The 21,559-nt window shown below is 48.1% G+C and carries 22 protein-coding genes; 15 read left to right on the plus strand and 7 right to left on the minus strand.

The genetic code is table 11. The features are described 5' to 3' along the window. The first annotated feature begins 64 nt into the window (after positions 1-64). From ahrC to spo0A, 4 genes are all read left to right on the plus strand, one after another. Positions 65-514: a transcriptional regulator AhrC/ArgR gene (gene ahrC / locus AR442_RS06870; RefSeq protein ID WP_003153173.1), complete on the plus strand. Its 450-nt coding sequence runs from the start codon at positions 65-67 to the stop codon at positions 512-514. Positions 515-545: 31 nt separating this feature from the next. Continuing rightward, on the plus strand, positions 546-2,276 hold the full coding sequence (recN, locus tag AR442_RS06875) for a DNA repair protein RecN (protein WP_007408359.1): 1,731 nt from the start codon (positions 546-548) through the stop codon (positions 2,274-2,276). 163 nt (positions 2,277-2,439) lie between these two features. Next, the gene (spoIVB, locus tag AR442_RS06880) at positions 2,440-3,720 is read left to right on the plus strand and encodes a SpoIVB peptidase (RefSeq protein WP_038461527.1); all 1,281 of its coding nucleotides are present in this window, start codon (positions 2,440-2,442) and stop codon (positions 3,718-3,720) included. Between the two features lie 280 nt (positions 3,721-4,000). Continuing rightward, a complete protein-coding gene (gene spo0A, locus AR442_RS06885; protein ID WP_003153177.1) occupies positions 4,001-4,801 on the plus strand; it encodes a sporulation transcription factor Spo0A in 801 nt (266 codons plus the stop codon). 147 nt (positions 4,802-4,948) lie between these two features. Here the strand turns inward: spo0A and alr are convergent, their stop codons facing one another. The 6 genes from alr to AR442_RS06915 form a co-directional block, all read right to left on the minus strand. Continuing rightward, the gene (alr, locus tag AR442_RS06890; RefSeq protein WP_021494302.1) at positions 4,949-6,130 is read right to left on the minus strand and encodes an alanine racemase; all 1,182 of its coding nucleotides are present in this window, start codon (positions 6,128-6,130) and stop codon (positions 4,949-4,951) included. A 174-nt stretch (positions 6,131-6,304) separates the two neighbouring features. Continuing rightward, positions 6,305-6,517, minus strand: coding sequence for a spore germination protein (locus AR442_RS06895; protein WP_014418351.1), 213 nt, complete (start codon positions 6,515-6,517; stop codon positions 6,305-6,307). 125 nt (positions 6,518-6,642) lie between these two features. Next, positions 6,643-6,855 (minus strand): spore germination protein, encoded by a 213-nt coding sequence (locus AR442_RS06900; RefSeq protein ID WP_029973891.1) that lies wholly within the window; start codon positions 6,853-6,855, stop codon positions 6,643-6,645. A gap of 126 nt (positions 6,856-6,981) precedes the next feature. Further along, the gene (locus AR442_RS06905) at positions 6,982-8,100 is read right to left on the minus strand and encodes an NADH-dependent flavin oxidoreductase (protein ID WP_038461838.1); all 1,119 of its coding nucleotides are present in this window, start codon (positions 8,098-8,100) and stop codon (positions 6,982-6,984) included. A gap of 93 nt (positions 8,101-8,193) precedes the next feature. After that, the gene (locus AR442_RS20620) at positions 8,194-8,331 is read right to left on the minus strand and encodes a hypothetical protein (protein WP_014470646.1); all 138 of its coding nucleotides are present in this window, start codon (positions 8,329-8,331) and stop codon (positions 8,194-8,196) included. A gap of 296 nt (positions 8,332-8,627) precedes the next feature. Further along, complete coding sequence (locus AR442_RS06915) at positions 8,628-9,260, minus strand: helix-turn-helix domain-containing protein (protein ID WP_014418348.1); 633 nt, start codon at positions 9,258-9,260, stop codon at positions 8,628-8,630. Positions 9,261-9,406: 146 nt separating this feature from the next. Here AR442_RS06915 and ytaF point away from each other — a divergent pair, with 146 nt between their 5' ends. The 10 genes from ytaF to prpB all read left to right on the plus strand — a co-directional run bounded on the left by ytaF (position 9,407) and on the right by prpB (position 18,983). Then, entirely contained in the window at positions 9,407-10,030 is a 624-nt protein-coding gene (ytaF, locus tag AR442_RS06920; RefSeq protein ID WP_017418120.1) for a sporulation membrane protein YtaF, read from the plus strand. A 309-nt stretch (positions 10,031-10,339) separates the two neighbouring features. Next, entirely contained in the window at positions 10,340-10,657 is a 318-nt protein-coding gene (locus tag AR442_RS06925) for a hypothetical protein (protein ID WP_014721488.1), read from the plus strand. A 19-nt stretch (positions 10,658-10,676) separates the two neighbouring features. Further along, the gene (locus tag AR442_RS06930) at positions 10,677-11,303 is read left to right on the plus strand and encodes an N-acetylmuramoyl-L-alanine amidase family protein (protein ID WP_029973894.1); all 627 of its coding nucleotides are present in this window, start codon (positions 10,677-10,679) and stop codon (positions 11,301-11,303) included. Positions 11,304-11,390: 87 nt separating this feature from the next. Then, positions 11,391-12,128 (plus strand): glycerophosphodiester phosphodiesterase, encoded by a 738-nt coding sequence (locus AR442_RS06935; RefSeq protein WP_015240188.1) that lies wholly within the window; start codon positions 11,391-11,393, stop codon positions 12,126-12,128. A gap of 141 nt (positions 12,129-12,269) precedes the next feature. Beyond that, entirely contained in the window at positions 12,270-13,451 is a 1,182-nt protein-coding gene (locus tag AR442_RS06940; protein WP_053284917.1) for an acetyl-CoA C-acetyltransferase, read from the plus strand. A 19-nt stretch (positions 13,452-13,470) separates the two neighbouring features. Then, complete coding sequence (locus AR442_RS06945) at positions 13,471-14,322, plus strand: 3-hydroxybutyryl-CoA dehydrogenase (protein WP_038461523.1); 852 nt, start codon at positions 13,471-13,473, stop codon at positions 14,320-14,322. A 29-nt stretch (positions 14,323-14,351) separates the two neighbouring features. Then, complete coding sequence (locus AR442_RS06950) at positions 14,352-15,485, plus strand: acyl-CoA dehydrogenase (protein ID WP_053284916.1); 1,134 nt, start codon at positions 14,352-14,354, stop codon at positions 15,483-15,485. Positions 15,486-15,508: 23 nt separating this feature from the next. Next, a complete protein-coding gene (mmgD, locus tag AR442_RS06955) occupies positions 15,509-16,606 on the plus strand; it encodes a citrate synthase (protein WP_007408375.1) in 1,098 nt (365 codons plus the stop codon). 25 nt (positions 16,607-16,631) lie between these two features. Then, complete coding sequence (locus tag AR442_RS06960; RefSeq protein ID WP_014418342.1) at positions 16,632-18,059, plus strand: bifunctional 2-methylcitrate dehydratase/aconitate hydratase; 1,428 nt, start codon at positions 16,632-16,634, stop codon at positions 18,057-18,059. A gap of 18 nt (positions 18,060-18,077) precedes the next feature. Beyond that, positions 18,078-18,983, plus strand: coding sequence for a methylisocitrate lyase (prpB, locus tag AR442_RS06965; RefSeq protein ID WP_014418341.1), 906 nt, complete (start codon positions 18,078-18,080; stop codon positions 18,981-18,983). Between the two features lie 29 nt (positions 18,984-19,012). On the opposite strand, the gene AR442_RS06970 is transcribed toward prpB, so the two are convergent. Further along, complete coding sequence (locus tag AR442_RS06970; RefSeq protein ID WP_014418340.1) at positions 19,013-19,255, minus strand: DUF2627 domain-containing protein; 243 nt, start codon at positions 19,253-19,255, stop codon at positions 19,013-19,015. Between the two features lie 153 nt (positions 19,256-19,408). On the opposite strand from AR442_RS06970, the gene AR442_RS06975 reads away from it, so the two are divergent. Next, entirely contained in the window at positions 19,409-21,478 is a 2,070-nt protein-coding gene (locus tag AR442_RS06975) for a sigma-54 interaction domain-containing protein (protein WP_021494294.1), read from the plus strand. Positions 21,479-21,559 lie beyond the last annotated feature (81 nt).

The following is a 21,559-nucleotide window of genomic DNA, read 5'->3' on the forward strand; positions in this document are numbered from 1 at the left end:
TGTACTTTTTATCAAGAAGCGGTTAACATAATGACAAGAACAGCTTGAAAACAGAGGTGCTTACATGACAAAAGGCCAAAGGCATATAAAAATCAGAGAGCTTATTACAAGCCATGAGATTGAAACACAGGATGACTTAGTTGACATGCTGAGAGAAGAAGGATATAAGGTAACCCAGGCGACTGTTTCCAGAGACATTAAAGAGCTGCATCTCGTAAAGGTGCCGACGAACAACGGCTCCTACAAATACAGCCTGCCGGCGGATCAGCGGTTCAATCCGCTGTCAAAACTGAAGCGTTCATTAATGGATGCGTTCGTAAAAATTGACTCAGCAAGCCATATGATCGTATTAAAAACGATGCCGGGGAATGCTCAGGCAATCGGCGCTCTGATGGATAATCTCGAATGGGAAGAAATCATGGGCACGATCTGCGGAGATGACACAATTTTAATCATCTGCAGGACGCCTGAAGATACAGAAGGCGTACAAAGCCGTCTTTTGGAGCTGCTGTAGCGTAATTATCAGATAAAAGGTGGAATGCTGTTTGTTAGCTGAACTATCAATAAAAAACTTTGCCATTATAGAGGAACTGACGATTTCGTTTGAGCGGGGGCTCACCGTCCTGACGGGAGAAACAGGGGCCGGCAAGTCAATTATTATAGACGCCGTTTCCCTATTAGTCGGCGGCCGCGGCTCGTCTGAATTTGTCCGTTACGGTGAAACAAAGGCCGAGCTTGAAGGACTGTTTCTATTGGACAGCGGTCATCCCGTGTTTGAAGTATGCCGTGAGCAGGGAATAGACGCATCTGACGACATGATTGTCATGAGAAGGGACATCAATGCCGGAGGAAAAAGCGTCTGCCGTGTCAACGGAAAATTAGTGACGATTGCGGCTTTAAGGGAAATCGGCAGACTTTTATTAGATATTCACGGACAGCATGATAACCAGCTGTTAATGGAGGACGATAAACACTTAGAGCTGTTGGACAGGTTTGCGGGCGCTGAGGCCGAATCCGCGCTTCAGGCTTACCATGAAGGCTATGAGCGTTATATGAAGCTGCTCAAAAAAGTGAAGAAGCTGTCAGAAAGCGAGCAGGAAATGGCGCATCGGTTAGACCTGATTCAATTTCAGCTTGAAGAAATCGAGTCGGCGAAGCTTGAATTGAATGAAGACGAGCTTCTTCAGGAAGAGCGGAAGCAGATATCCAACTTTGAAAAAATTTATGAATCATTGCAAAACGCCTATAATGCGCTCCGCAGCGAGCAGGGGGGGCTTGACTGGGTCGGAATGGCCTCTGCCCAGCTTGAAGATATTTCGGATATCAATGAACCGCTGCAAAAGCTGTCAGAAAGCGTGTCAAGTTCCTATTATCTGCTGGAGGATGCCACCTTTCAGATGCGCAATCTGTTAGATGATCTGGAATATGACCCGGAACGGCTGAATTTTATTGAAACCCGTTTAAACGAGATTAAACAGCTGAAGCGCAAATACGGAGCGACGGTAGAAGACATTTTGGAATACGGCTCCAAAATAGAAGAGGAAATCGATCAAATCGAGAACCGCGACAGCCACCTTGAAGCGCTGAAGAAGGAACTGGAGTCGGTCGGCAAAGATGTGGCCGTAGAAGCCGCCAATTTATCAAAAATCAGAAAAGCTTGGGCTAAGAAACTGGCGGAAGCGATTCATCAGGAATTAAAAAGTCTGTATATGGGCAAATCAACGTTTGATACGGAATTTCTCGTGAAAACCGATCCGTCAGCAAGTGAAGCGCCGGTTGTTAACGGGCAGCCCGTGCAGCTTACCCAAAAGGGGATTGACCTTGTGAAGTTTTTAATTTCAACAAACACCGGTGAGCCTTTAAAACCGCTGTCAAAGGTCGCTTCCGGAGGCGAGCTTTCACGGGTGATGCTGGCGATGAAGAGTATTTTTTCTTCCCAGCAGGATGTCACCTCCATCATCTTTGACGAAGTGGACACCGGTGTAAGCGGGCGGGTTGCCCAAGCCATCGCGGAAAAAATCCATAAAGTATCGACCGGTTCACAGGTGCTCTGCATTACACACCTGCCGCAGGTTGCCGCCATGGCGGATACGCACCTTCTGATCGCAAAAGAATTCAAAGACGGCCGGACGACAACGCATGTCACACCGCTTTCCAAACAGGACAAGGTAGCGGAAATCGGCCGCATGATTGCGGGCGTTGAAGTGACCGATCTGACAAAACGGCATGCACAAGAGCTTTTAAAACAGGCCGGACAGGTAAAAACGACAGGATAAGCTGCTGATACAGGCAGCTTATTTTTTTGTTCCATTTCTCTAACAGTGTATCCAATGTTTTTCTTCGTATGCCGGTTATAAATCAAGCGCAGGAAGGCAAAAGTATAGATGTAGCAGAAAAAGAAAGTGGTGTGGGATAGGAGCGAGGAGAGTGAAGGAATGAATGCACGATAACATGAGGAAAGCAATAGGTGTAATTCTCCTTGTTTCTTTACTAAGTGTAGGCTTTTTTAAGCCGTTTAAAGAATATTTACTGATACCGTCAGAAATGAGCGTCTTTGAAAACCAGACACAAGCCGTTCCGGTCAATGCATCAATAAGCGCTGAAAAGGGCGAATTATCAGAAGCCTTTACGCTGAAAGAAGAGCACGGCCATGCAAACATAACAGGGCAAACACAAGGCCGGTCAGAAGTAGTATATGATCTTGCCGGGTTTCCCATTAAAAAAACGAAAGTGCGTGTCCTTCCAGAATTGAAGGTCATTCCGGGCGGACAGTCCATCGGTGTAAAACTGCATTCAGTCGGTGTTTTGGTCGTCGGCTTTCACCAGGTGATGACAAAGGATGGGAAAAAGTCTCCGGGAGAACAAGCGGGAATTGAATCTGGCGACATCATTATTAAAATGAACGGACATAAAATTGAAAAAATGAGCGATATCGCCCCGTTTATTCAAAAAGCGGGCAAAACCGGTGAATCTTTGGATTTATTGGTGAAACGCGATAAGCAAAAAATCAAAACAAAGCTGATTCCGACAAAGGACGAAGCCGAGGGGAAATATCGAATCGGCCTTTATATCCGCGATTCGGCAGCCGGCATCGGCACCATGACATTTTTTGAACCGAAAACAAAAAAATACGGCGCATTGGGCCACGTCATCTCTGATATGGATACAAAAAAACCGATTGTTGTAGAAGACGGAGAAATCGTCCGTTCAACTGTAACATCGATTGAAAAAGGAAAAGGCGGCAATCCCGGCGAAAAACTGGCAAGGTTTTCGTCAGAACGGAAAACGATCGGCGATATTAACCGCAACAGCCCGTTCGGCATTTTCGGGACATTGCATCAGCCGATTAAAAACAACATTTCCGACAAAGCGCTTCCGATTGCTTTGTCAAATGAAGTGAAAAAAGGACCTGCGCAAATGCTGACGGTTATTGAAAACGATAAAGTAGAGAAATTTGATATTGAAATCGTCAGCACCACGCCGCAAAAATTCCCGGCGACAAAGGGAATGGTGTTGAAAGTGACAGATCCGAAACTGCTGAAAAGAACCGGCGGAATCGTTCAGGGGATGAGCGGAAGCCCGATCATCCAGAACGGAAAGGTCGTCGGAGCCGTAACCCACGTATTTGTCAATGATCCGACAAGCGGCTACGGCGTTCATATCGAATGGATGCTGCCTGAAGCGGGTGTTGATGTTTACGGGAAAGACAAAGCAAGCTGACTGCCGGATGATCCGGCAGTTTTTTTATGTGATGCGTTCTTCACTTCTTTCCTGGATTCATGTAAAATAAGACATGAAGATTTTTCGACAAATTCACGTTTCCTGATTTGTCAAACTTAATTTTTAGTCGAAAAACCTAGAAAATGCTAGAAAAACAAAGATATACCACTATTATTGGTAAATATGGATTTTTTAAAAGGGGAAGTAGTGGTTTTGTCGAATGTAACATGTAGCAGTCAAATGGGTTGCGTCCTGTTAATACATTGGGGGAGGAAGAAACGTGGAGAAAATTAAAGTTTGTGTTGCTGATGATAATCGAGAGCTTGTAAGCCTGTTGAGTGAATATATAGAGGGACAGGATGATATGGAAGTGATCGGCGTTGCTTATAACGGACAGGAATGTCTTTCTTTGTTTAAAGATAAGAATCCTGATGTACTCGTTTTAGACATTATCATGCCGCATCTGGACGGACTTGCGGTTTTGGAGCGTCTGCGGGAATCAGAGCTCGAGAAGCAGCCGAACGTCATCATGCTGACGGCATTCGGTCAGGAAGACGTTACGAAAAAAGCCGTCGATTTAGGCGCGTCCTATTTCATCCTGAAGCCGTTTGATATGGAAAACCTTGTCGGCCATATCCGCCAGGTAAGCGGAAATGTCAGCAGTGTCACACACCGTGCGCCGTCCGCGCAAAGCAGCATTATCCGCAGCCAGCCGGAGCCGAAGCGGAAAAATCTCGATGCCAGCATTACAAGCATTATCCATGAGATCGGTGTGCCTGCCCATATCAAAGGCTATCTTTATTTGCGTGAAGCCATTTCCATGGTGTATAACGATATTGAACTCCTCGGCAGCATCACAAAAGTCCTTTATCCCGACATCGCCAAAAAATTCAACACGACCGCAAGCCGTGTAGAACGGGCCATCCGCCACGCCATTGAAGTCGCATGGAGCAGGGGAAATATTGATTCCATTTCTTCACTGTTCGGATATACGGTAAGCATGACAAAAGCAAAACCAACCAATTCAGAATTCATCGCGATGGTTGCTGACAAGCTGAGATTGGAGCATAAAGCTTCGTAACAAAGCTTTTGGCTAAATGTCTTTTTCGCGCCTTCTTTTCCGTGCATGAACGCGGAAGAGAAGGCGTTTTGAAATTTTGCTGACGAAAACAATAGGAATCACCCACGCCGGTACTTGTTTTATACATAAATGCGGGGTCTATGACGTCTACACATATAATACCGGAGCTGATATTTTAATGATTTTGCCGTCTCTGAAATAAAAGCGGGGGACGCGGCGGCTTAACACAGATAAGACTTCGTAGCTGATCGTACCGAGCATTTCGGCAATTTCATCAACGGAAATCTCGGCTCCTTGTTGTTTACCGTAGATGACGACTTCTTCTCCTTGTTTGCCCTCATTCTCACCTAAACTGACCATGATCATATCCATTGTCACTCTCCCCGCCACCGGCACCCGTCTGCCGCGGTGAAGAATAAACCCGCGGTTGGACAGGGCGCGGGAGTAACCGTCAGCATAGCCGATCGGAATCGTCGCGATGATTTCACCCGGTTCGGCGATATATGTGGCGCCATAACTGACGGTTCGGGGATCTGTCACCATGGCTTTCACATAAGCGATACGCGCCTTTAAACTTAGTGCGGGTGTGAGATCCACGAGGTTCAGTTCCTTTATCGAGGCGGACGGATATAAACCATATAACCCAATGCCTAAACGGATCATGTCGGCGCTGAATTCCGGGAATGCGATAGCGGCGGCTGTATTGCACATATGCACGGTAGGTAGCGTAATGTCCTGATTTTTTAAAAAGCGGAGAAAGCTGATAAACTTTTCATGCTGCAGCATCGTCAGCTCAGTGTCCGGTTCATCCGCTGTTGAAAAATGTGTAAAGATGCCATCCCATGACAGGTATGTACTCGACTTGAGCGCTTTCACCACTGCTAAAAGTTCTTCTTCCGTACGCACACCCAGCCTGCCCATTCCGGTATCCACATTGATATGAATGGACAGCCGTTTCGAATCTGCTTCTTTTTCCAATATCCGATTCGCTTTTTTGATCCAGCTGACCTGAAACGCTGATAATGTTATGTTCCAAACGGCAGATTTTTTCACACAGCTGAGAGCTGTGAAGCCGAGCACAAGAATAGGTGCCGTAATTCCCGCTCTCCGTAACACAATTCCCTCTTCGACGCTGGCGACAGCGAGCTCGCTCGCCCCGCTTTCCAGTGCCTGCCGCGCTACTTCCACAGACCCGTGGCCATAAGCGTTCGCTTTTACGACGGCCATAATTTTAGACGTATTCGGAATATGGCGGCGGATCGCCCGTACGTTCTTTTTTATCGCATCAAGGTCAACTTCAATCCAAACTTCCCGGCAAAGTTTTTTCATCACGATTCCTTCTTTCCTTAATGAGATTCAGTACTCGCTTTCAATCTGCATTCTATTCATCTTGAACTGAAATCATTCAAAACAAGGGAAGGTGATCGCTGATGTTTAAAAATCTAGTTTTCGGGAAATCAGTGAGCCTGCTTTATTTATGCTGAAAGGGCTGCTTGTCAGCCCTTAAATTGACTTTACAATATTCTGATCTGAAAATTGATGTTCAAACATTTTGGTGTGGCTCACAGCATTGTTTTGAATGACAATGCCGATATTTCCCCCTCCGGCACCGAAAACGGTTTTTGATGCAGTCAGCGGACTGATGGATATGGCGCCGCCAACATTGACAACTCCGTTTCCTGATACGTTGTTTATCGTAATCGGGCAACCGCTCATTCTATTTTTTCTCCTTTCTCTCACAGTCTACTAACTATATGTACGCTGTGATATGGAAGAAGATTAAACAAAACGGCAAAAAGAATCCGGCTGCTGCCAGCCGGAAAGGGAGGGAAATGGGGATGTCATAGTGTTTTCGTTACATTTTGATCAGAGTATTGAGAGCTTGAAGATTGAGATGTACTGGATTGATTCATTTGCAGGACCAACCCTGTATTTCCCCCTCCTGAGCCGTAGACGGTTTTTGATACGGTTAAAGGACTTATCGAAAACGCACCGCCGACATTGACAACCCCGTTTCCGGAAAGACTGTTAATCGTAATAGGAAAACCAGCCATCATATACGGTCTCCTTTCTATTAATCTATTTACTATATGTACGCTGTGTGTTAGAAATAGGAGTAAACAAAGCGGTAAAAACTTGTGAATCAAAAAAACTGCCGGACATCCGGCAGTTTTTTTAGTCTACTTTTCAAACGGCACCCAGCCGCCTGTATTCTGAATCATTTCCCATAACGGTTCAGGAAGTCGGTATTTCTCAATTTCAGATGCTTGAATGGCTTTTTCGATTTCCTGTTCGCGGCCTTCTTTGACCAGTAACGCCCATTCGGGGTTAATCAAAATGACACGTCCCAGAGCCACCAGCGGAATTCCGCTTTCTAATACGGCAAGCGCTTCGTCCGCGGTATAGATGGAACCGACGGCCATCAGCGGCACTTTATGGCCGACGCGTTCGTTTAATAAATCCATCCGGGTCCGTGAAGTATCCGCCCCGCGGCGGGCTTTGGAATTGACATCCATCAGTGAAATATGCAGATAATCCAAGTTCTCTTCCGCAAGCGCGTCGGCGAGAATGAATGTTTCTTTCATTGTAAGCCCCGGTGTTTCCGGCTCTTCCGGTGACAGGCGGTAGCCGAGAACGAATGGATTTTCAGCGTGTGTATCAATTGCCTGTTTGACAGCGTTAACGACTGCAAGCGGGAACGCAAGGCGCTTTTCATCGCTTCCGCCCCAGCGGTCTGTGCGCCGGTTTGTTTTCGGTGAATAAAATTGGTGAATCAGGTACCCGTTTGCCCCGTGAATTTCAACACCGTCAAAGCCGGCTTCAATCGCTCTGCGTGTCGCTTCGCCGAATGCTTTCACGATGTGCTCAATTTCTTGTTCGGTGAGAGCCCGGGACGTTTGTCTCCCGTCTTCTTCTGAGCCGCTCGGACTGACGACGTCGTTGTTTGGCACGAGTTCAGGAGGGCATTCCAATCCTCCGTGGTGAATCTGCACAACGGCTTTCGCTCCTTGAGACTGGATCGCCTGAGCGAGTTTTTTCAAGCCGGGAATGTGAGAATCATCATAGATGCCGGGCTGGCCTGGAAACGCTTTGCCGTCTGGCGTTACGTTTGCACATGCCGTAATGACCATGCCCATTTCTTTTGAACGGGGAGTAATGTAGCTTAATTCACGGTCGGAAATCGTTCCGTCATCATTTGATGAATAGTGTGTCATGGGTGCGACTGAAATACGGTTTGGTATGGTGACGCCGCTTTCGAACGTAAAAGGTTCAAACAGCGGTTTATAAGTTTGCTTCATCATTTCGCCTTCTTCCTTAGGAGTTTAACTCGTCCGTATTCTAGCTTATGTTTTAATTGTGTGCAATTATTTTGCTTGTTCTTCTTCCTGAGGTTATGACCGGCTGAACCATTTAAACGAATGAAACGGTTTTCTCCGTTCCTTTTCAGGATCTTTATATCCTCCTGAAATTTGATGGCCGATCGAGCTGAATATGACAGCGGCGGCGAAGAGGAGAATGATTTTTTTCATATGCATATCTTCTTTCTTATCTTTTACAAGGTTATTTATAAGCATACGCTTGTGCGAAAAAACCGTCAATTTGTTTTTATTTATTCTTTTTTCCACTTTCCTGCGGCGAATATCGTTCCGATCTGAATCACAACACTTAACAGAGCGCACACTGCCACAACTGTGTTGCTGTCCATAGAAGACACCCTCCTTTTTGTTAGGTTGATGTATCATATGACAGCTGTCTCTGTTTTGACAAAACCGTAATGCGGTGTTTCATATTTTTCAACACAAAAAGGGCGCTTTTTTAAGCGCCTTTACTTTTTTTTCAGCCGGTTCAAAGCGATTTGAACGGCGATGGCATCATCCAGGTAGCCGATCGGAAACATGTAATCCGGAATGACGTCGGTCGCTAAAATATAATACAGCAGCGCGCTCCCGAGAATCGCGCGGTCTTCAGCCGGTGTTGATTCATCCATATACTGATGATGCATGTTTTTCAAATGATCAATAAAAGGGCCGACGCTTTCTTCATTGTCCATTTTCTTTTGAAACTCATCGCAAATCAGGCGATGGCCCTGCTGGGTTTTGGCATATTGTTCATATCTGGTCAGTTCGCGCTCAATTTGCTCCCGGGAAAAAGGCTGATCAAACATCTCGGCCATATTCAGCATATCCTGAATCGCGTGCATCGGGTCTTGCGGCGCAGCTTCTTTTTCATGGCCGATGTCTATGCCTGACGCCTCAAGCAATTCCTCCAGCGGGGTGCGGAGATGTTTTGAAAATTCCTGAAGATGCTTTAAATTGGCCTTCTGCTTGCCGTTTATAATCCGGGAGATGGTGGCCGTATCAATGTTTGTTAAGGCGCCGAGTTTTCTCATGGAGAGCGAGTGCTTATCAAGCAGTGATTTTAAAAGGGGCCCCAGTGTCTTATTTTTATTTTCTGTCAAGGGTGTCACCTCGTTTCCGCCGGAATGATGATCATTAATCAATAATTTTTGCAGAAAAGGTACCTTTTCTGTGCGGCTGAATAGGATAGTGTAGATTCAACGGCACAACATGTTGAAAAGAAATCAAAGAATGGAGAGAAACGAACATGGCTTGGTTATTGATTTTAGGTTTGGCAGTGTCCTCGAGCATTGATAATTTAGGAGTGGGGATGTCATACGGCATCAGAAAAATCAAAATATCGCATGCGTCGAATATGATGATCGCTTTTATCTGTTTTGTATTCAGTTATATCGGAATTTATTTCGGCAAATGGATTTCAGCCGTTTTACCGGGCTTTCTTCCTGTATTGCTGGCGGCGTTTATTTTATCTGTCATCGGTATCCGCATCATTCTGCTGGCTGTGCCGAGAAAAACAGCGCGTGTTGGCGCGTCAGGAAAAAAAGGCCGTTTTGCCGGTCTGCTGCAAAATCCGGAGGCAGCGGATGCCGACGGTTCGGGAGAAATCGGTATATTGGAATCCATGGTTCTCGGGGTGGCCGTATCCGCAAATGCGCTGACCAACGGATTAAGCGCGGGGTTGATCGGGCTTTCTCCCGCTGCCATTTCCATCACTGCGGCGGTCGGAAGCTTTTTGACCATATGGGTCGGCTGCTCGCTTGGAAAAAAAGCCGCATCATTGCGCATCGGTTCTTTTCACGTCGGACAGTTCAGCACGGTGCTGAGCGGAGTGATTATTCTCATCATTGCCGCCAATACGCTGCTCTTTTAAGTTGTCCCGTTCATTTTATGAAAAGCTCAAAATAAATATGAATGTTTCTATTCGGGAGAGCGCATGACGCGGCTCTCTTTTTTTTGCCGATCTGATATTTTTTCAAAATGAACAGAAAGTCGTCCGTTTCCGTTAAATTCTGCATATTCGGCCTTCAGACAGAACCTTTTTCATAGACTGATCAGCTTGTTTTCTTTCTAAGTTCAGGTAAACAGCAGGTCAGATAGCCTTCATTCCAAATATGGAAAAGCGCTGGAGGAATGAAGGCTCCCTTTACAAATCGGCCATTCTGTTCAAAGATAAAGCCGAATGAGAAAACGTGAGGTGATCTGTGTGAAGTCTGTCATACTTTTGATCTTCACCGCATGGCTGTTATCAGGCTGCGAGTATACCGCGGAGGCTGATGCGGCGCCGTCATTTACACAGGAAGGAACATTTATAAAAGCGGCCGGAAACGATACGATCGCGGTCGAAATTGACGGAGAAAGGCAAGAGGTGAAGGTGCCTTTCGCTAAGCGGTTTGAATGTCAGTCTCTGCCTGAGCATACGGCGGTGCAAATCACCTATAAAAAAGAGAGCAACGGACAATTACGGCTTGAGGAACTGAAAAAAGAAACAGATATGTGAAAACGGGGAGGAAAAAAACGTGGGTTTACTGACAAAAAGCGCTGCTGCCTTCGGTGCCGCTCTGCTTCTGCTTGCGCCGTCTGCTTATGCAGCTGAACCTTTGCAAGGGAAAACCATTTATATCGATGCCGGACATGGCGGAGAAGACAGCGGGGCCGGCGGAAATGGACTGCTTGAGAAAAACATCAATTTAGCGGTGTCAAACAAGGTGATCGCCAAATTGGAGACAGAAGGCGCAAAACCTGTAGCTTCAAGGACTGACGATACTTTTTTACGTTTGGACGAGCGGGTGGCGAAAGCAAGCGCCAGCCAATCCGATTTATTCGTCAGCCTCCATACGAATTCAGCCGTATCAACGGCAACGGGCACGGAAACGTATTTTAATTCGACATATGAAGGCGCAGACAGCGAAAGGCTTGCTTCCGACATCCAGCAGCAGCTTGTCACGTCTTTAGGGATGAGGGACAGAGGCGTAAAAGAAGCTCCTTTTTATGTCATTACATATTCAAAGATGCCGAGTGTGCTGGCTGAATTAGGTTTTATCACAAATCCTCAAGATGCGGACAAGCTGAAAAGCGATAACGGACAAGAGCACGCCGCGGACGCCGTTGTAAACGGAATCGAAACCTATTACAGCGGCCGGTAATTATAAAATATGTGTAAATAGCGCCCTCCTGATGTGCATAACGATTATAATAGAGAAAACCGATGACAAACACCTGAGGTGACACATATGACGAATATTTTTGCCCACCGGGGGGCGTCGGGCGACTGCCCGGAAAATACGATGCCCGCGTTCAAAAAAGCGATTGAGGACGGGGCTGACGGAATTGAACTTGATGTACAGATGACAAAAGACGGCCGCATCGTGGTCATTCACGATGAAACCCTCGACCGCACGACGTCTTTGAAAGGATTTGTGAAAGATACGGCGTATGACAAAATCAGAACCGCCGATGCCGCCGGAAAATGGAAAGATGCTTTTAAAGGTGTCAGAATTCCGCTTTTGTCAGATGTGCTGCGTTTTGCGGAACGTGCTGATTTTCTGATAAACATTGAGCTGAAAAACAGTGTATTCCGTTACGAAGGAATGGAAGAAGAAGTGATTAAAAAAGTCAGATATTACGGACTGGAAAAGCGCGTTATTTTTTCTTCATTTAATCATGAGAGTCTCGCGGTTTGCCACGCCCTGGCGCCTGAAATTGAACGGGCGGTGCTGACGATGGATGTGCTGTACCGGCCTGAACGGTATCTTGCAGCCATTCCCGCTTCGGGTTATCATCCGAAGCTCGGTACGCCGGCGGTGAGCGCTGAAGTGATCAAACATCTTGCAAAACACCAAGCGGCGCTCCGTCCGTTCACCGTCAATCGTCCTGAGGATATGAAGCAGCTGATGAAAGCGGGAGCAGACGCGATTTTTACCGATTATCCAAAGCTGGCTGTTTCTATAAAAGAAGAATGCCGCAGCTGAGAAGACTGTTCAGACAGTCTTCTTTTTTTTATGGGCGGGAAAAAGACGGTGCAATCATAACGCGGTCAGCCGGTTCATATATTGTAACAGGGCGTTTTGTGTAAGCGTTATCTTTTATCTTGTTGAAAGTGAGGCAAAATTGTGGGAAAAACGGTTATCGTCAGTGCGGCAAGAACGCCGTTCGGAAAATTCGGCGGCGCATTAAAAGAGGTAAAGGCAGCCGAGCTTGGCGGCATTGCCATAAAAGAAGCAATCAAGCGCGCCGCTATCAGTGAAAGCGAAGCGGAAGGAGCGGTGATGGGAATGGTCGTCCAGGCGGGTGCCGGGCAGATTCCGGCACGGCAGGCTGCAAGATATGCCGGGCTTCCGTGGTCCGTTCCGGCTGAAACCATTAATAAGGTCTGTGCATCAGGGCTCAGAGCCGTTACCATCTGTGATCAAATGATCCGGGCGAAAGATGCGGACGTGCTGATTGCAGGCGGAATGGAAAGCATGAGCAACATTCCGTACGCCATTCCGGCCGGCCGCTGGGGTGTGAGGATGGGGGACGGGGTGTTTCAGGATTTAATGGTTCATGACGGGCTGACCTGTGCGTTCGACCAGGTGCATATGGCTGTCCACGGAAGCACTGCGGCCAAAAAGTACGGCATTTCCCGGGATGAACAGGATCATTACGCTCTTTTGAGCCAGAAACGCGCGGCAGAGGCGTCTGAAGCGGGCAAATTGCGTGAAGAAATTGTCCCTGTCACCTGGACTGGCAAAAAAGGCAAACAGCATACTGTTGAAGCGGATGAGGGGCTGCGCCCTGATACGAGCCTTGAGCAGCTTGCAGCGCTCAAGCCAATTTTTACAGCCGACGGAACGGTTACAGCCGGAAACGCTCCCGGTGTAAATGACGGGGCCGGAGCATTTGTGCTGATGTCAGAGGAAAAAGCCGCGAAGCAGCATGTCAGGCCGCTCGCAGCGATACTTGGCTTTGCGTCAGTCGGACTGGAAGCGTCCGAGCTGGCAAGCGCCCCGGGAGAGGCCATCAGCCGGCTCTTGACAAAAACCGGACTGTCCGTTGACGATATTGATTTGTTTGAAGTAAATGAAGCATTTGCGTCCGTCGTGCTCGTGAGTGAAAAAATAGCCGGGTTCAGCTGGGAGAAAGTGAATGTAAACGGAGGGGCAATCGCGTTCGGCCACCCGATCGGCGCAAGCGGAGCGAGAATCATCATGAGTTTAATATACGAATTAAAGCGTCGCGGAGGAGGTTTAGGCATAGCGGCTATATGCAGCGGAGCGGCTCAAGGAGATGCCGTCCTGCTGGAGGTGTACTGATCAAAGGAGGGAGCGCCGGATGAAGATGAAAACAATCATGGTCGCAGGTGCCGGTCAGATGGGAGCAGGCATCGCTCAGACGGCTGCAGAAGCCGGGTTTGCCGTCAAGTTATACGATTGGGAGCCGGAAACGGTAACAAAAGGTCTTCACCGCATAAAGGCAAACCTGGAGAAAGAGCAGGCAAAAGGACGGAAGTCACAGCAGGAGACAGATGCCGCTTTCAGCCGTATTTCCCCGGCAGAACTCAGAGAAGCGGGAGATGCTGATTTTGTAATTGAAGCCATTGCCGAAAACAAAAAAGCAAAAGCGGAATTGTTTGACACACTAGATAAAATCTGTCCCCCGCATGCCGTATTGGCAAGCAATACGTCTTCTCTTCCCATTACGGAGCTTGCCGCGGCCACAAAAAGGCCTGAAAAAGTAATCGGCATGCATTTTATGAATCCGGTTCCTGTCATGGAGCTTGTCGAAGTCATCAGAGGACTCGCCACATCGGAAGAAACAGCGGAAACAGTAAAGAAGCTTGCCGTCCGGATGAATAAAACCCCTGTCGAAGTCAATGACTTCCCGGGCTTTATATCTAATCGCATATTAATGCCGATGATTAACGAAGCCGTTTATTGCCTTTACGAAGGAGCAGCTTCAAAGGAAGCGATTGATGAGGTGATGAAGCTCGGCATGCGGCATCCGATGGGTCCTTTAACATTAGCTGACTTCATCGGGCTGGATACGTGCCTTTCCATTATGGAGGTTCTCTATGCGGGGCTCGGAGATCCGAAATACCGCCCATGCCCTCTGCTCAGAAAATATGTCAGCGCCGGCTGGCTCGGCAAAAAAAGCGGGCGCGGTTTTTATGAGTACGGCAGATGACGTAAAGATCATGAGGGGAGACGGCAGCCATGCATTTTACAGAAGAGCACATCATGATGAGAAAAATGGTGCGTGATTTTGCCCGCAAGGAAATCGCGCCGATGGTTGAGCTCATGGAATCAACAGATGAATTTCCGGAGCGGCTGATTAAAAAAATGGGCGAAGCGGGATTGATGGGCATTCCCGTCCCGGAAGCTTACGGCGGGGCGGGTGCTGATACAACATCTTACATTTTAGCGATTCATGAAATATCAAAAGTCAGCGCGGCCGTCGGCGTCATTTTATCCGTCCACACATCGGTAGGGACAATCCCGATTTTGCATTTCGGGACAGAAGCCCAAAAACAAACGTATATTCCGAAGCTGGCAGCGGGCGAATATATTGGGGCGTTTGCGCTTACTGAGCCTCAATCCGGATCTGATGCGGGAAGCCTGAAAACAACGGCCGTGCGAAAAGGCGGTTCATATATTCTGAACGGTTCAAAAATCTTTATTACAAACGGCGGAGCGGCAGATCTGTATCTGACATTCGCCATAACCGATCCGGGTAAAGGGAGAAAGGGAATTTCCGCGTTTATCATTGAGAAAAACACACCCGGTTTTTCTATCGGAAAAAAAGAAAAAAAGCTCGGACTGTTAGGTTCCAATACTGTCGAATTGCAGTTTGACCAAGCGGAAATTCCGATTGAAAACCGGCTCGGCGAAGAGGGCGAGGGCTTTTCAATCGCCATGAAAAACCTTGACGTCGGACGGATCGGCATAGCGGCTCAGGCGCTCGGGATTATCGAAGCGGCGCTCGGCTGCTCGGTGGAGTACGCCAAAACCCGCAGCCAGTTCGGCAGACCCATCGCTTCGAATCAGGCCGTTTCATTTAAATTATCTGACATGGCGACGAATGCGGAAGCTGCCAAATTATTGGTCTATCATGCTGCTGATCTGTATCAGCGAGGGCTTCTGTGCGGAAAAGAAGCATCTATGGCGAAGCAATTCGCGTCCGATGCGGCGATGAAAGCGGCGGTGGAGGCTGTGCAGATTCACGGCGGCTACGGCTATATGAAAGAATATCCCGCGGAGCGTTTATTTCGGGATGCGAAAGTCACGCAAATCTATGAAGGAACCAATGAGATTCAAAGGCTGATTATTTCTAAGTATCTTCTTCAATAAAAAGTGCGCAAAGGAGCGAAACCATGGAATCTTATTCTCCCGGTTTAGATGGCGTCATTGCGGTGGAAACGGGGATTTCTTTCCTGGATACACAGCAGGGCAGTATTTTAATCAAAGGCCACGATCTGATTGAGCTTTCTAAAACGGCCGGCTATATGGACATTGTTCATCTCTTATTGGAAGACAGACTTCCTGATGCGAAAGAGAAGGCGGCGCTTGAAGAAGACGTTCGGCGCGGCGGACATCTTCCCGAGGAAATCTTGCACATATGCCGTCTGCTGCCCGAACATACTCACCCGATGGACGGACTGAGGACGGGTTTGTCCGCCCTTGGAGGCTTTGACAAGGACATCGATGACCGTTCATCTTCCGTAAATCAGCACCGCGTACGCGGACTGATAGGCAAAATGCCGAATCTGACGGTCAACAGCTATCGAGTCATCAACGGGCTGGAGCCTTTGGCGCCGGTCGGAACCTTATCATACAGCGCAAACTTTTTATATATGATTACCGGAAAAACGCCGTCATCTTTGGAAGAAGAAATCTTCGACCGGTCGCTTCTTTTATACAGTGAGCATGAATTGCCGAACTCAACGTTTACGGCCCGTGTCATTGCTTCGACGCAATCGGATATTTACGGCGCGCTGACCGGAGCCGTCGCCTCGCTTAAGGGAAACCTTCACGGCGGCGCGAACGAAGCGGTTATGTACATGCTTGAGGAAGCGAAGGATACAGACGGGTTTACACAATTGTTAACTCAAAAACTCGCAAACAAAGAAAAAATCATGGGCTTCGGCCACCGTGTCTACATGAAAAAAATGGACCCGAGGGCGCTCATGATGAAAGAAGCGTTAAAAAAGCTGTCTGATCTTTCAGGTGATTTCCGTCTTTATCATATGTGTGAAGCCGGCGAAACCGTCATGAGGGAGAAAAAAGGTCTTTATCCGAATTTAGATTACTACGCAGCGCCGGTCTATTACATGCTCGGCATCCCGATCCCGCTGTACACGCCTATATTCTTCAGCGCACGGACGGTCGGACTGTGCGCCCACGTTATTGAACAGCACAGCCGAAACCGGCTTTTCCGCCCGCGTGTCCGCTACACCGGAGCGCGTCTGTAAACAGATGAGAAAGGAAGATGAAAACATGACAGAACCCCGCCGAATGGACGCTGTAATCGAAGAGATTTCTGACTACTTGCTCCATCAGGAGATTGACAGTTCAGAAGCATTCACTACGGCAGGACATGTGCTTCTTGATACGATAGGCTGCGGAATTTTGGCGCTCAGCTATCCCGAATGTACAAAGCTGCTCGGCCCGATTGTCCCGGGAACCTTCGTGCCCAACGGCAGCAGAGTCCCGGGCACGCCTTTTGTTTTAGACCCGGTCACGGCTGCTTTTAATATCGGCTGTATCAACAGGTGGCTCGATTATAATGATACGTGGCTTGCTGCGGAATGGGGTCATCCGTCTGACAATCTCGGAGGCATATTGGCTTGTGCGGATTATATATCCAGAGTGCGGATTTCAGAAGGGAAAGAACCGCTTACCGTGCGCGATGTGCTTTGCGCAATGATCAAAGCGCACGAAATTCAAGGAATTCTCGCTTTGGAAAACAGCTTAAACAGAGTGGGGCTTGACCATGTGCTGTTTGTGAAAGTGGCGACTGCGGCTGTTTGCGCACAAATGCTGGGCGGCTCAAGAGAGGAAATCAATAACGCCGTATCTCACGCTTGGATTGATAATTCAAGCCTCAGAACGTATCGTCATGCGCCGAACACCGGATCACGCAAATCATGGGCGGCCGGCGACGCGACGAGCAGAGGCGTATATTTGGCCCTTATGGCGCAAAAAGGTGAAATGGGGTACCCGACGGCTCTGACCGCATCTGGGTGGGGATTTCAAGACGTACTGTTTAACCGGCAGGAAATGAAGCTTGCCCGCCCGCTTGGGTCCTATGTGATGGAGAATGTTTTATTTAAAGTATCCTACCCGGCTGAATTTCACGCCCAGACAGCGGCGGAATGCGCGGTCCGGCTTCATCCGGAGGTGAAAGACCGCATTGAAGACATTGATAGGATCACGATTATGACCCATGAGTCGGCAATCCGGATTATCGATAAAAAAGGGCCGCTTCACAATCCGGCTGACCGGGATCACTGCCTCCAGTATATTACGGCAATCGGGCTGCTTTTCGGAGATATCACGGCGGATCATTATGAAGAGGAAACGGCGTCTGACCCGCGAATTGATACATTGCGGAGCAAAATGGAGGTGACGGAACACAAAGCGTACTCAAAAGATTACTTAGACCCGAATAAGCGATCCATATCAAATGCCGTACAGGTGCATTTTACAGACGGCACGGCTACGGGACGGATTGAATGTGAATACCCGCTCGGACACCGGTTCCGCAGAAAAGAAGCCGTTCCGAAGATTCTTGCCAAGTTTTCAGCAAACATCAGTACTCATTTTTCATTGAAGCAGCAGCGAAAAATCGAAGAGGCCTGCGAACATAGCGGCCGAATGCAGAAGCTCAGCGTTAGTGAATTTATGGACTTATTTCTCGTATAAAATAGGAGGGTGACAAACATGACGTGGATCGTCAGCAAGCAGTCGTCTCAAGAGGAGCTTGCAGAGCGGTTCCGTACGCTGATGGCAGCGCCGGATCTATTGCAGATCCCCGGCGCTCACGATGCGATGGCCGCTCTTATCGCCAAGAAAACGGGGTTTTCGGCTCTTTATTTATCAGGCGCGGCTTACACGGCGAGCAGAGGGCTGCCCGATTTAGGGATCATCACGTCGGCGGAAATGGCTGAACGGGTTAAAGATCTGGTCCGCTCGTCTGATCTGCCCGTCCTTGTCGATATTGACACGGGTTTCGGAGGAGTGCTGAATGCCGCCCGGACGGCGAAAGAAATGTATGAAGCGCGCGCGGCCGCCGTCCAGATGGAGGATCAGCGCCTGCCGAAAAAATGCGGACATCTGAATGGGAAGCAGCTCGTGCCGATTGAAGAAATGGCGCAAAAAATCCAAGCGATCAAGCAGGCCGCGCCGACCCTTCTTGTTGTTGCGAGAACAGACGCCAGACAGCAGGAAGGGCTGGAGGGGGCATTAACAAGGGCGTCCGCTTATATAAAAGCGGGTGCTGACGCTGTTTTTCCGGAAGCGCTCCAATCCGAAAGTGAATTCAGAGCGTTTTCCAAACAAATCAGTGTGCCGATTCTCGCTAACATGACTGAATTCGGAAAAACGCCGTATTACAGTGCTGATGAATTTTCCGATATGGGCTGTCAGATGGTCATTTACCCGGTCACGTCACTCAGAACGGCGGCCAAGGCTTTTGAGCGTATTTTCCGCCTTCTGAAAGAAGAAGGCTCGCAAAAAGAGGGGCTTTCAGATATGCAGACGAGAAAAGAATTATATGAAACGATCGCTTACGATGACTATGAAGAACTGGATCAATCCATTGCCAAAACGATACTGCCGGACGACTGAAAAAGCCCTTTTTTTTGCAAGGGCTTTTTTTACAGCTTTTTTTTCCTGAACCGCGGGCTGACTTGATTGCGTTTCCGATCTCTGTACAAAATAAACCCGGCCAGAACATAAAGGCCGAACAAAAAAAACGCCAAACCGGCCGCCCCCTGAAGAAAAAGGGACGGAAACGGGGAAAACACATGCCCGAATAATGCATCTCTCATCAGCTTAATGCCGAGCGCCGCGACAGCGCCGGGGAGGACCAGAATCAAAAGCGCAACAAGCCGGCTCATATTCAGAAAACCCCTTTACGATATGTTTTCCTTTATTGTCCAATCGAAAAAATATTTTGTCAAGAGATCAAAACGTGGTAACATAGGGGTTGTGCAAATTATTGCAACGGAAAATACAGGTGTGCAAATTTTTTCATATAAAGGGGTATCGGGATGCAGAAGGTGCTGATTATAGGTGCTGGTAAAGGAGGCACGGCGCTCCTACAGATTTTGATGAAAACAAAGCTGATCCGGATTATTGCGGTGGTTGATCAAGATCCGGAGGCGCAAGGGCTGCAAGAAGCCCGGAAATATGGAATTGCAACCTCATCAGATTGGAAACCTTACATAACCGAAGATATAGATATTATCATCCATACAACAGGCGATAAAGCGGTCATGGATGAGCTGCTCCATGAGAAAAAAGAACAAACCATCGTCATGCCGGGAAAATTGGCGTACATGGTGTTTCAGCTGATGGAGGAAAAACAGCAGCTTATCCAAATGCTCAAGTCGCAGACGTATAAGCATGACCGGATTTTTAATTCAACGCACGACGGCATGATTTTTATAGACGTCAACGAAACGATCATTTTATTTAATCAGATGGCAGAAAAAATGGTCGGCCAAAAACGGGAGGATGTCATCGGCCGCCAAATTAAAGACGTAGTGCCGAACACAAAGCTGCCGCGGATTCTGGAAACGAGAGAGCCGGAATATAACCAGAAGCAGCTTCTCGGAAAGCACTTGCAGATTGTCACGACAAGACTGCCGATCATTGATGAAGGCGGAAAACTTCTCGGCGCGTTATGCGTGTTTAAAGACATCACCGACGCAGTTGAACTGGCGGAAGAGGTTACGAACTTAAAACAAATCCGCACCATGCTTGAAGCGATTATTCAATCCTCAGACGAGGCCATTTCCGTCGTTGATGAAAACGGCATCGGAATGTTAATCAACAAAGCGTATACAAAAATGACCGGGCTGTCAGAAAGCGAAGTCATCGGAAAACCCGCTTCCACCGATATCTCAGAAGGGGAAAGCATGCACCTGAAAGTATTGGGGACAAGGCGGCCCGTGCGGGGTGTGAGGATGAAGGTCGGCCCCAATAAAAAGGATGTTATCGTAAATGTTGCCCCCGTTATTGTGGACGGTATTTTAAAAGGCAGCGTCGGCGTCATTCACGATGTGTCAGAAATTAAAACGCTGACTGCTGAGCTGAATCGGGCGCGCCAGATCATCCGCACGCTTGAAGCGAAATACACGTTTGACGACATTATCGGCACGAGTGAACAAATGCTGGTCGCCCTTGAACAGGCGAAGCTCGGGGCGAAAACGCCGGCGACGATTCTGCTGCGGGGAGAATCCGGCACAGGAAAAGAACTTTTCGCCCACGCCATCCATAATGAAAGCGACCGAAAATACAATAAATTCATCCGGGTCAATTGTGCGGCCCTGTCTGAATCCCTGCTAGAATCCGAGCTTTTCGGCTATGAGGAAGGCGCGTTTACGGGCGCGAGGCGCGGGGGCAAAAAAGGACTTTTTGAGGAAGCGAATAACGGCAGCATTTTCTTAGATGAAATCGGAGAGCTGACCCAAAGCACCCAGGCAAAGCTGCTCAGAGTTCTACAGGAAAAAGAAATTATCAGAGTCGGCGGCGCTAAAGCGATTTCTGTCAATGTCAGAATTATCGCAGCGACAAACGTCAACATCGAAAAGGCCATGGCCGAAGGCGCGTTCCGTGAAGACCTGTATTACCGGATTAACCGCTATCCGATCTCAATCCCGCCGCTTCGGCAGCGCAAAGAAGATATTGAAGCGCTGAGCATTCGGCTCATTGAAAAAATCAATCAGGATTACGGCCGCAATGTAAAGGGGCTCGCGCCGAACGCGCTGCGAGCTTTATCAGCCTACAGCTGGCCGGGAAACGTCCGGGAGCTTGAAAATGTTCTCGGACGGGCAATGATATTTTTAGAGCCGCACATGGAACGGATCGAACAGCAGCATCTGCCTGTTTTTGAATCAGAGCTGAATGAAAAAAACGGCACCCAAAGTGATTTTCCGGATGTGGAAGGGGAAAAGCTGTCTCAGGCTGTTGAAAAATTTGAAGCGCACGTCATTCAAAAAACACTTGAAAAGCATAAATTCAACCGAACCAAAACGGCAAAAGCGCTTGGTGTCAGCATTCGGAATCTGTACTACAAAATGGACAAGTACGGCCTTGCAAATGACGGCATGCAATAAATTGCAGAGAAAGCGCAAACAGCTGCATGTTTTCTTGAAAAAAGCCGGAATAAACCCTCCCGCATATTTGGCACGGAACTT

This window comes from Bacillus velezensis (assembly GCF_001461825.1).
GTDB classification, from domain to species: domain Bacteria; phylum Bacillota; class Bacilli; order Bacillales; family Bacillaceae; genus Bacillus; species Bacillus velezensis.

What these genes read in the sequence shown, in the direction of transcription:
- ahrC (WP_003153173.1), top strand. Translation starts at nt 65, where the DNA reads ATGACAAAAGGCCAAAGGCATATAAAAATCAGAGAGCTTATTACAAGC.
- spoIVB (WP_038461527.1), top strand. Translation starts at nt 2,440, where the DNA reads ATGCACGATAACATGAGGAAAGCAATAGGTGTAATTCTCCTTGTTTCT.
- alr (WP_021494302.1), bottom strand. Translation starts at nt 6,130, where the DNA reads ATGAAAAAACTTTGCCGGGAAGTTTGGATTGAAGTTGACCTTGATGCG.
- AR442_RS06895 (WP_014418351.1), bottom strand. Translation starts at nt 6,517, where the DNA reads ATGAGCGGTTGCCCGATTACGATAAACAACGTATCAGGAAACGGAGTT.
- AR442_RS06900 (WP_029973891.1), bottom strand. Translation starts at nt 6,855, where the DNA reads ATGGCTGGTTTTCCTATTACGATTAACAGTCTTTCCGGAAACGGGGTT.
- AR442_RS06905 (WP_038461838.1), bottom strand. Translation starts at nt 8,100, where the DNA reads ATGAAGCAAACTTATAAACCGCTGTTTGAACCTTTTACGTTCGAAAGC.
- AR442_RS20620 (WP_014470646.1), bottom strand. Translation starts at nt 8,331, where the DNA reads ATGAAAAAAATCATTCTCCTCTTCGCCGCCGCTGTCATATTCAGCTCG.
- ytaF (WP_017418120.1), top strand. Translation starts at nt 9,407, where the DNA reads ATGGCTTGGTTATTGATTTTAGGTTTGGCAGTGTCCTCGAGCATTGAT.
- AR442_RS06925 (WP_014721488.1), top strand. Translation starts at nt 10,340, where the DNA reads ATGAGAAAACGTGAGGTGATCTGTGTGAAGTCTGTCATACTTTTGATC.
- AR442_RS06935 (WP_015240188.1), top strand. Translation starts at nt 11,391, where the DNA reads ATGACGAATATTTTTGCCCACCGGGGGGCGTCGGGCGACTGCCCGGAA.
- AR442_RS06945 (WP_038461523.1), top strand. Translation starts at nt 13,471, where the DNA reads ATGAAGATGAAAACAATCATGGTCGCAGGTGCCGGTCAGATGGGAGCA.
- AR442_RS06950 (WP_053284916.1), top strand. Translation starts at nt 14,352, where the DNA reads ATGCATTTTACAGAAGAGCACATCATGATGAGAAAAATGGTGCGTGAT.
- mmgD (WP_007408375.1), top strand. Translation starts at nt 15,509, where the DNA reads ATGGAATCTTATTCTCCCGGTTTAGATGGCGTCATTGCGGTGGAAACG.
- AR442_RS06960 (WP_014418342.1), top strand. Translation starts at nt 16,632, where the DNA reads ATGACAGAACCCCGCCGAATGGACGCTGTAATCGAAGAGATTTCTGAC.
- prpB (WP_014418341.1), top strand. Translation starts at nt 18,078, where the DNA reads ATGACGTGGATCGTCAGCAAGCAGTCGTCTCAAGAGGAGCTTGCAGAG.
- AR442_RS06970 (WP_014418340.1), bottom strand. Translation starts at nt 19,255, where the DNA reads ATGAGCCGGCTTGTTGCGCTTTTGATTCTGGTCCTCCCCGGCGCTGTC.
- AR442_RS06975 (WP_021494294.1), top strand. Translation starts at nt 19,409, where the DNA reads ATGCAGAAGGTGCTGATTATAGGTGCTGGTAAAGGAGGCACGGCGCTC.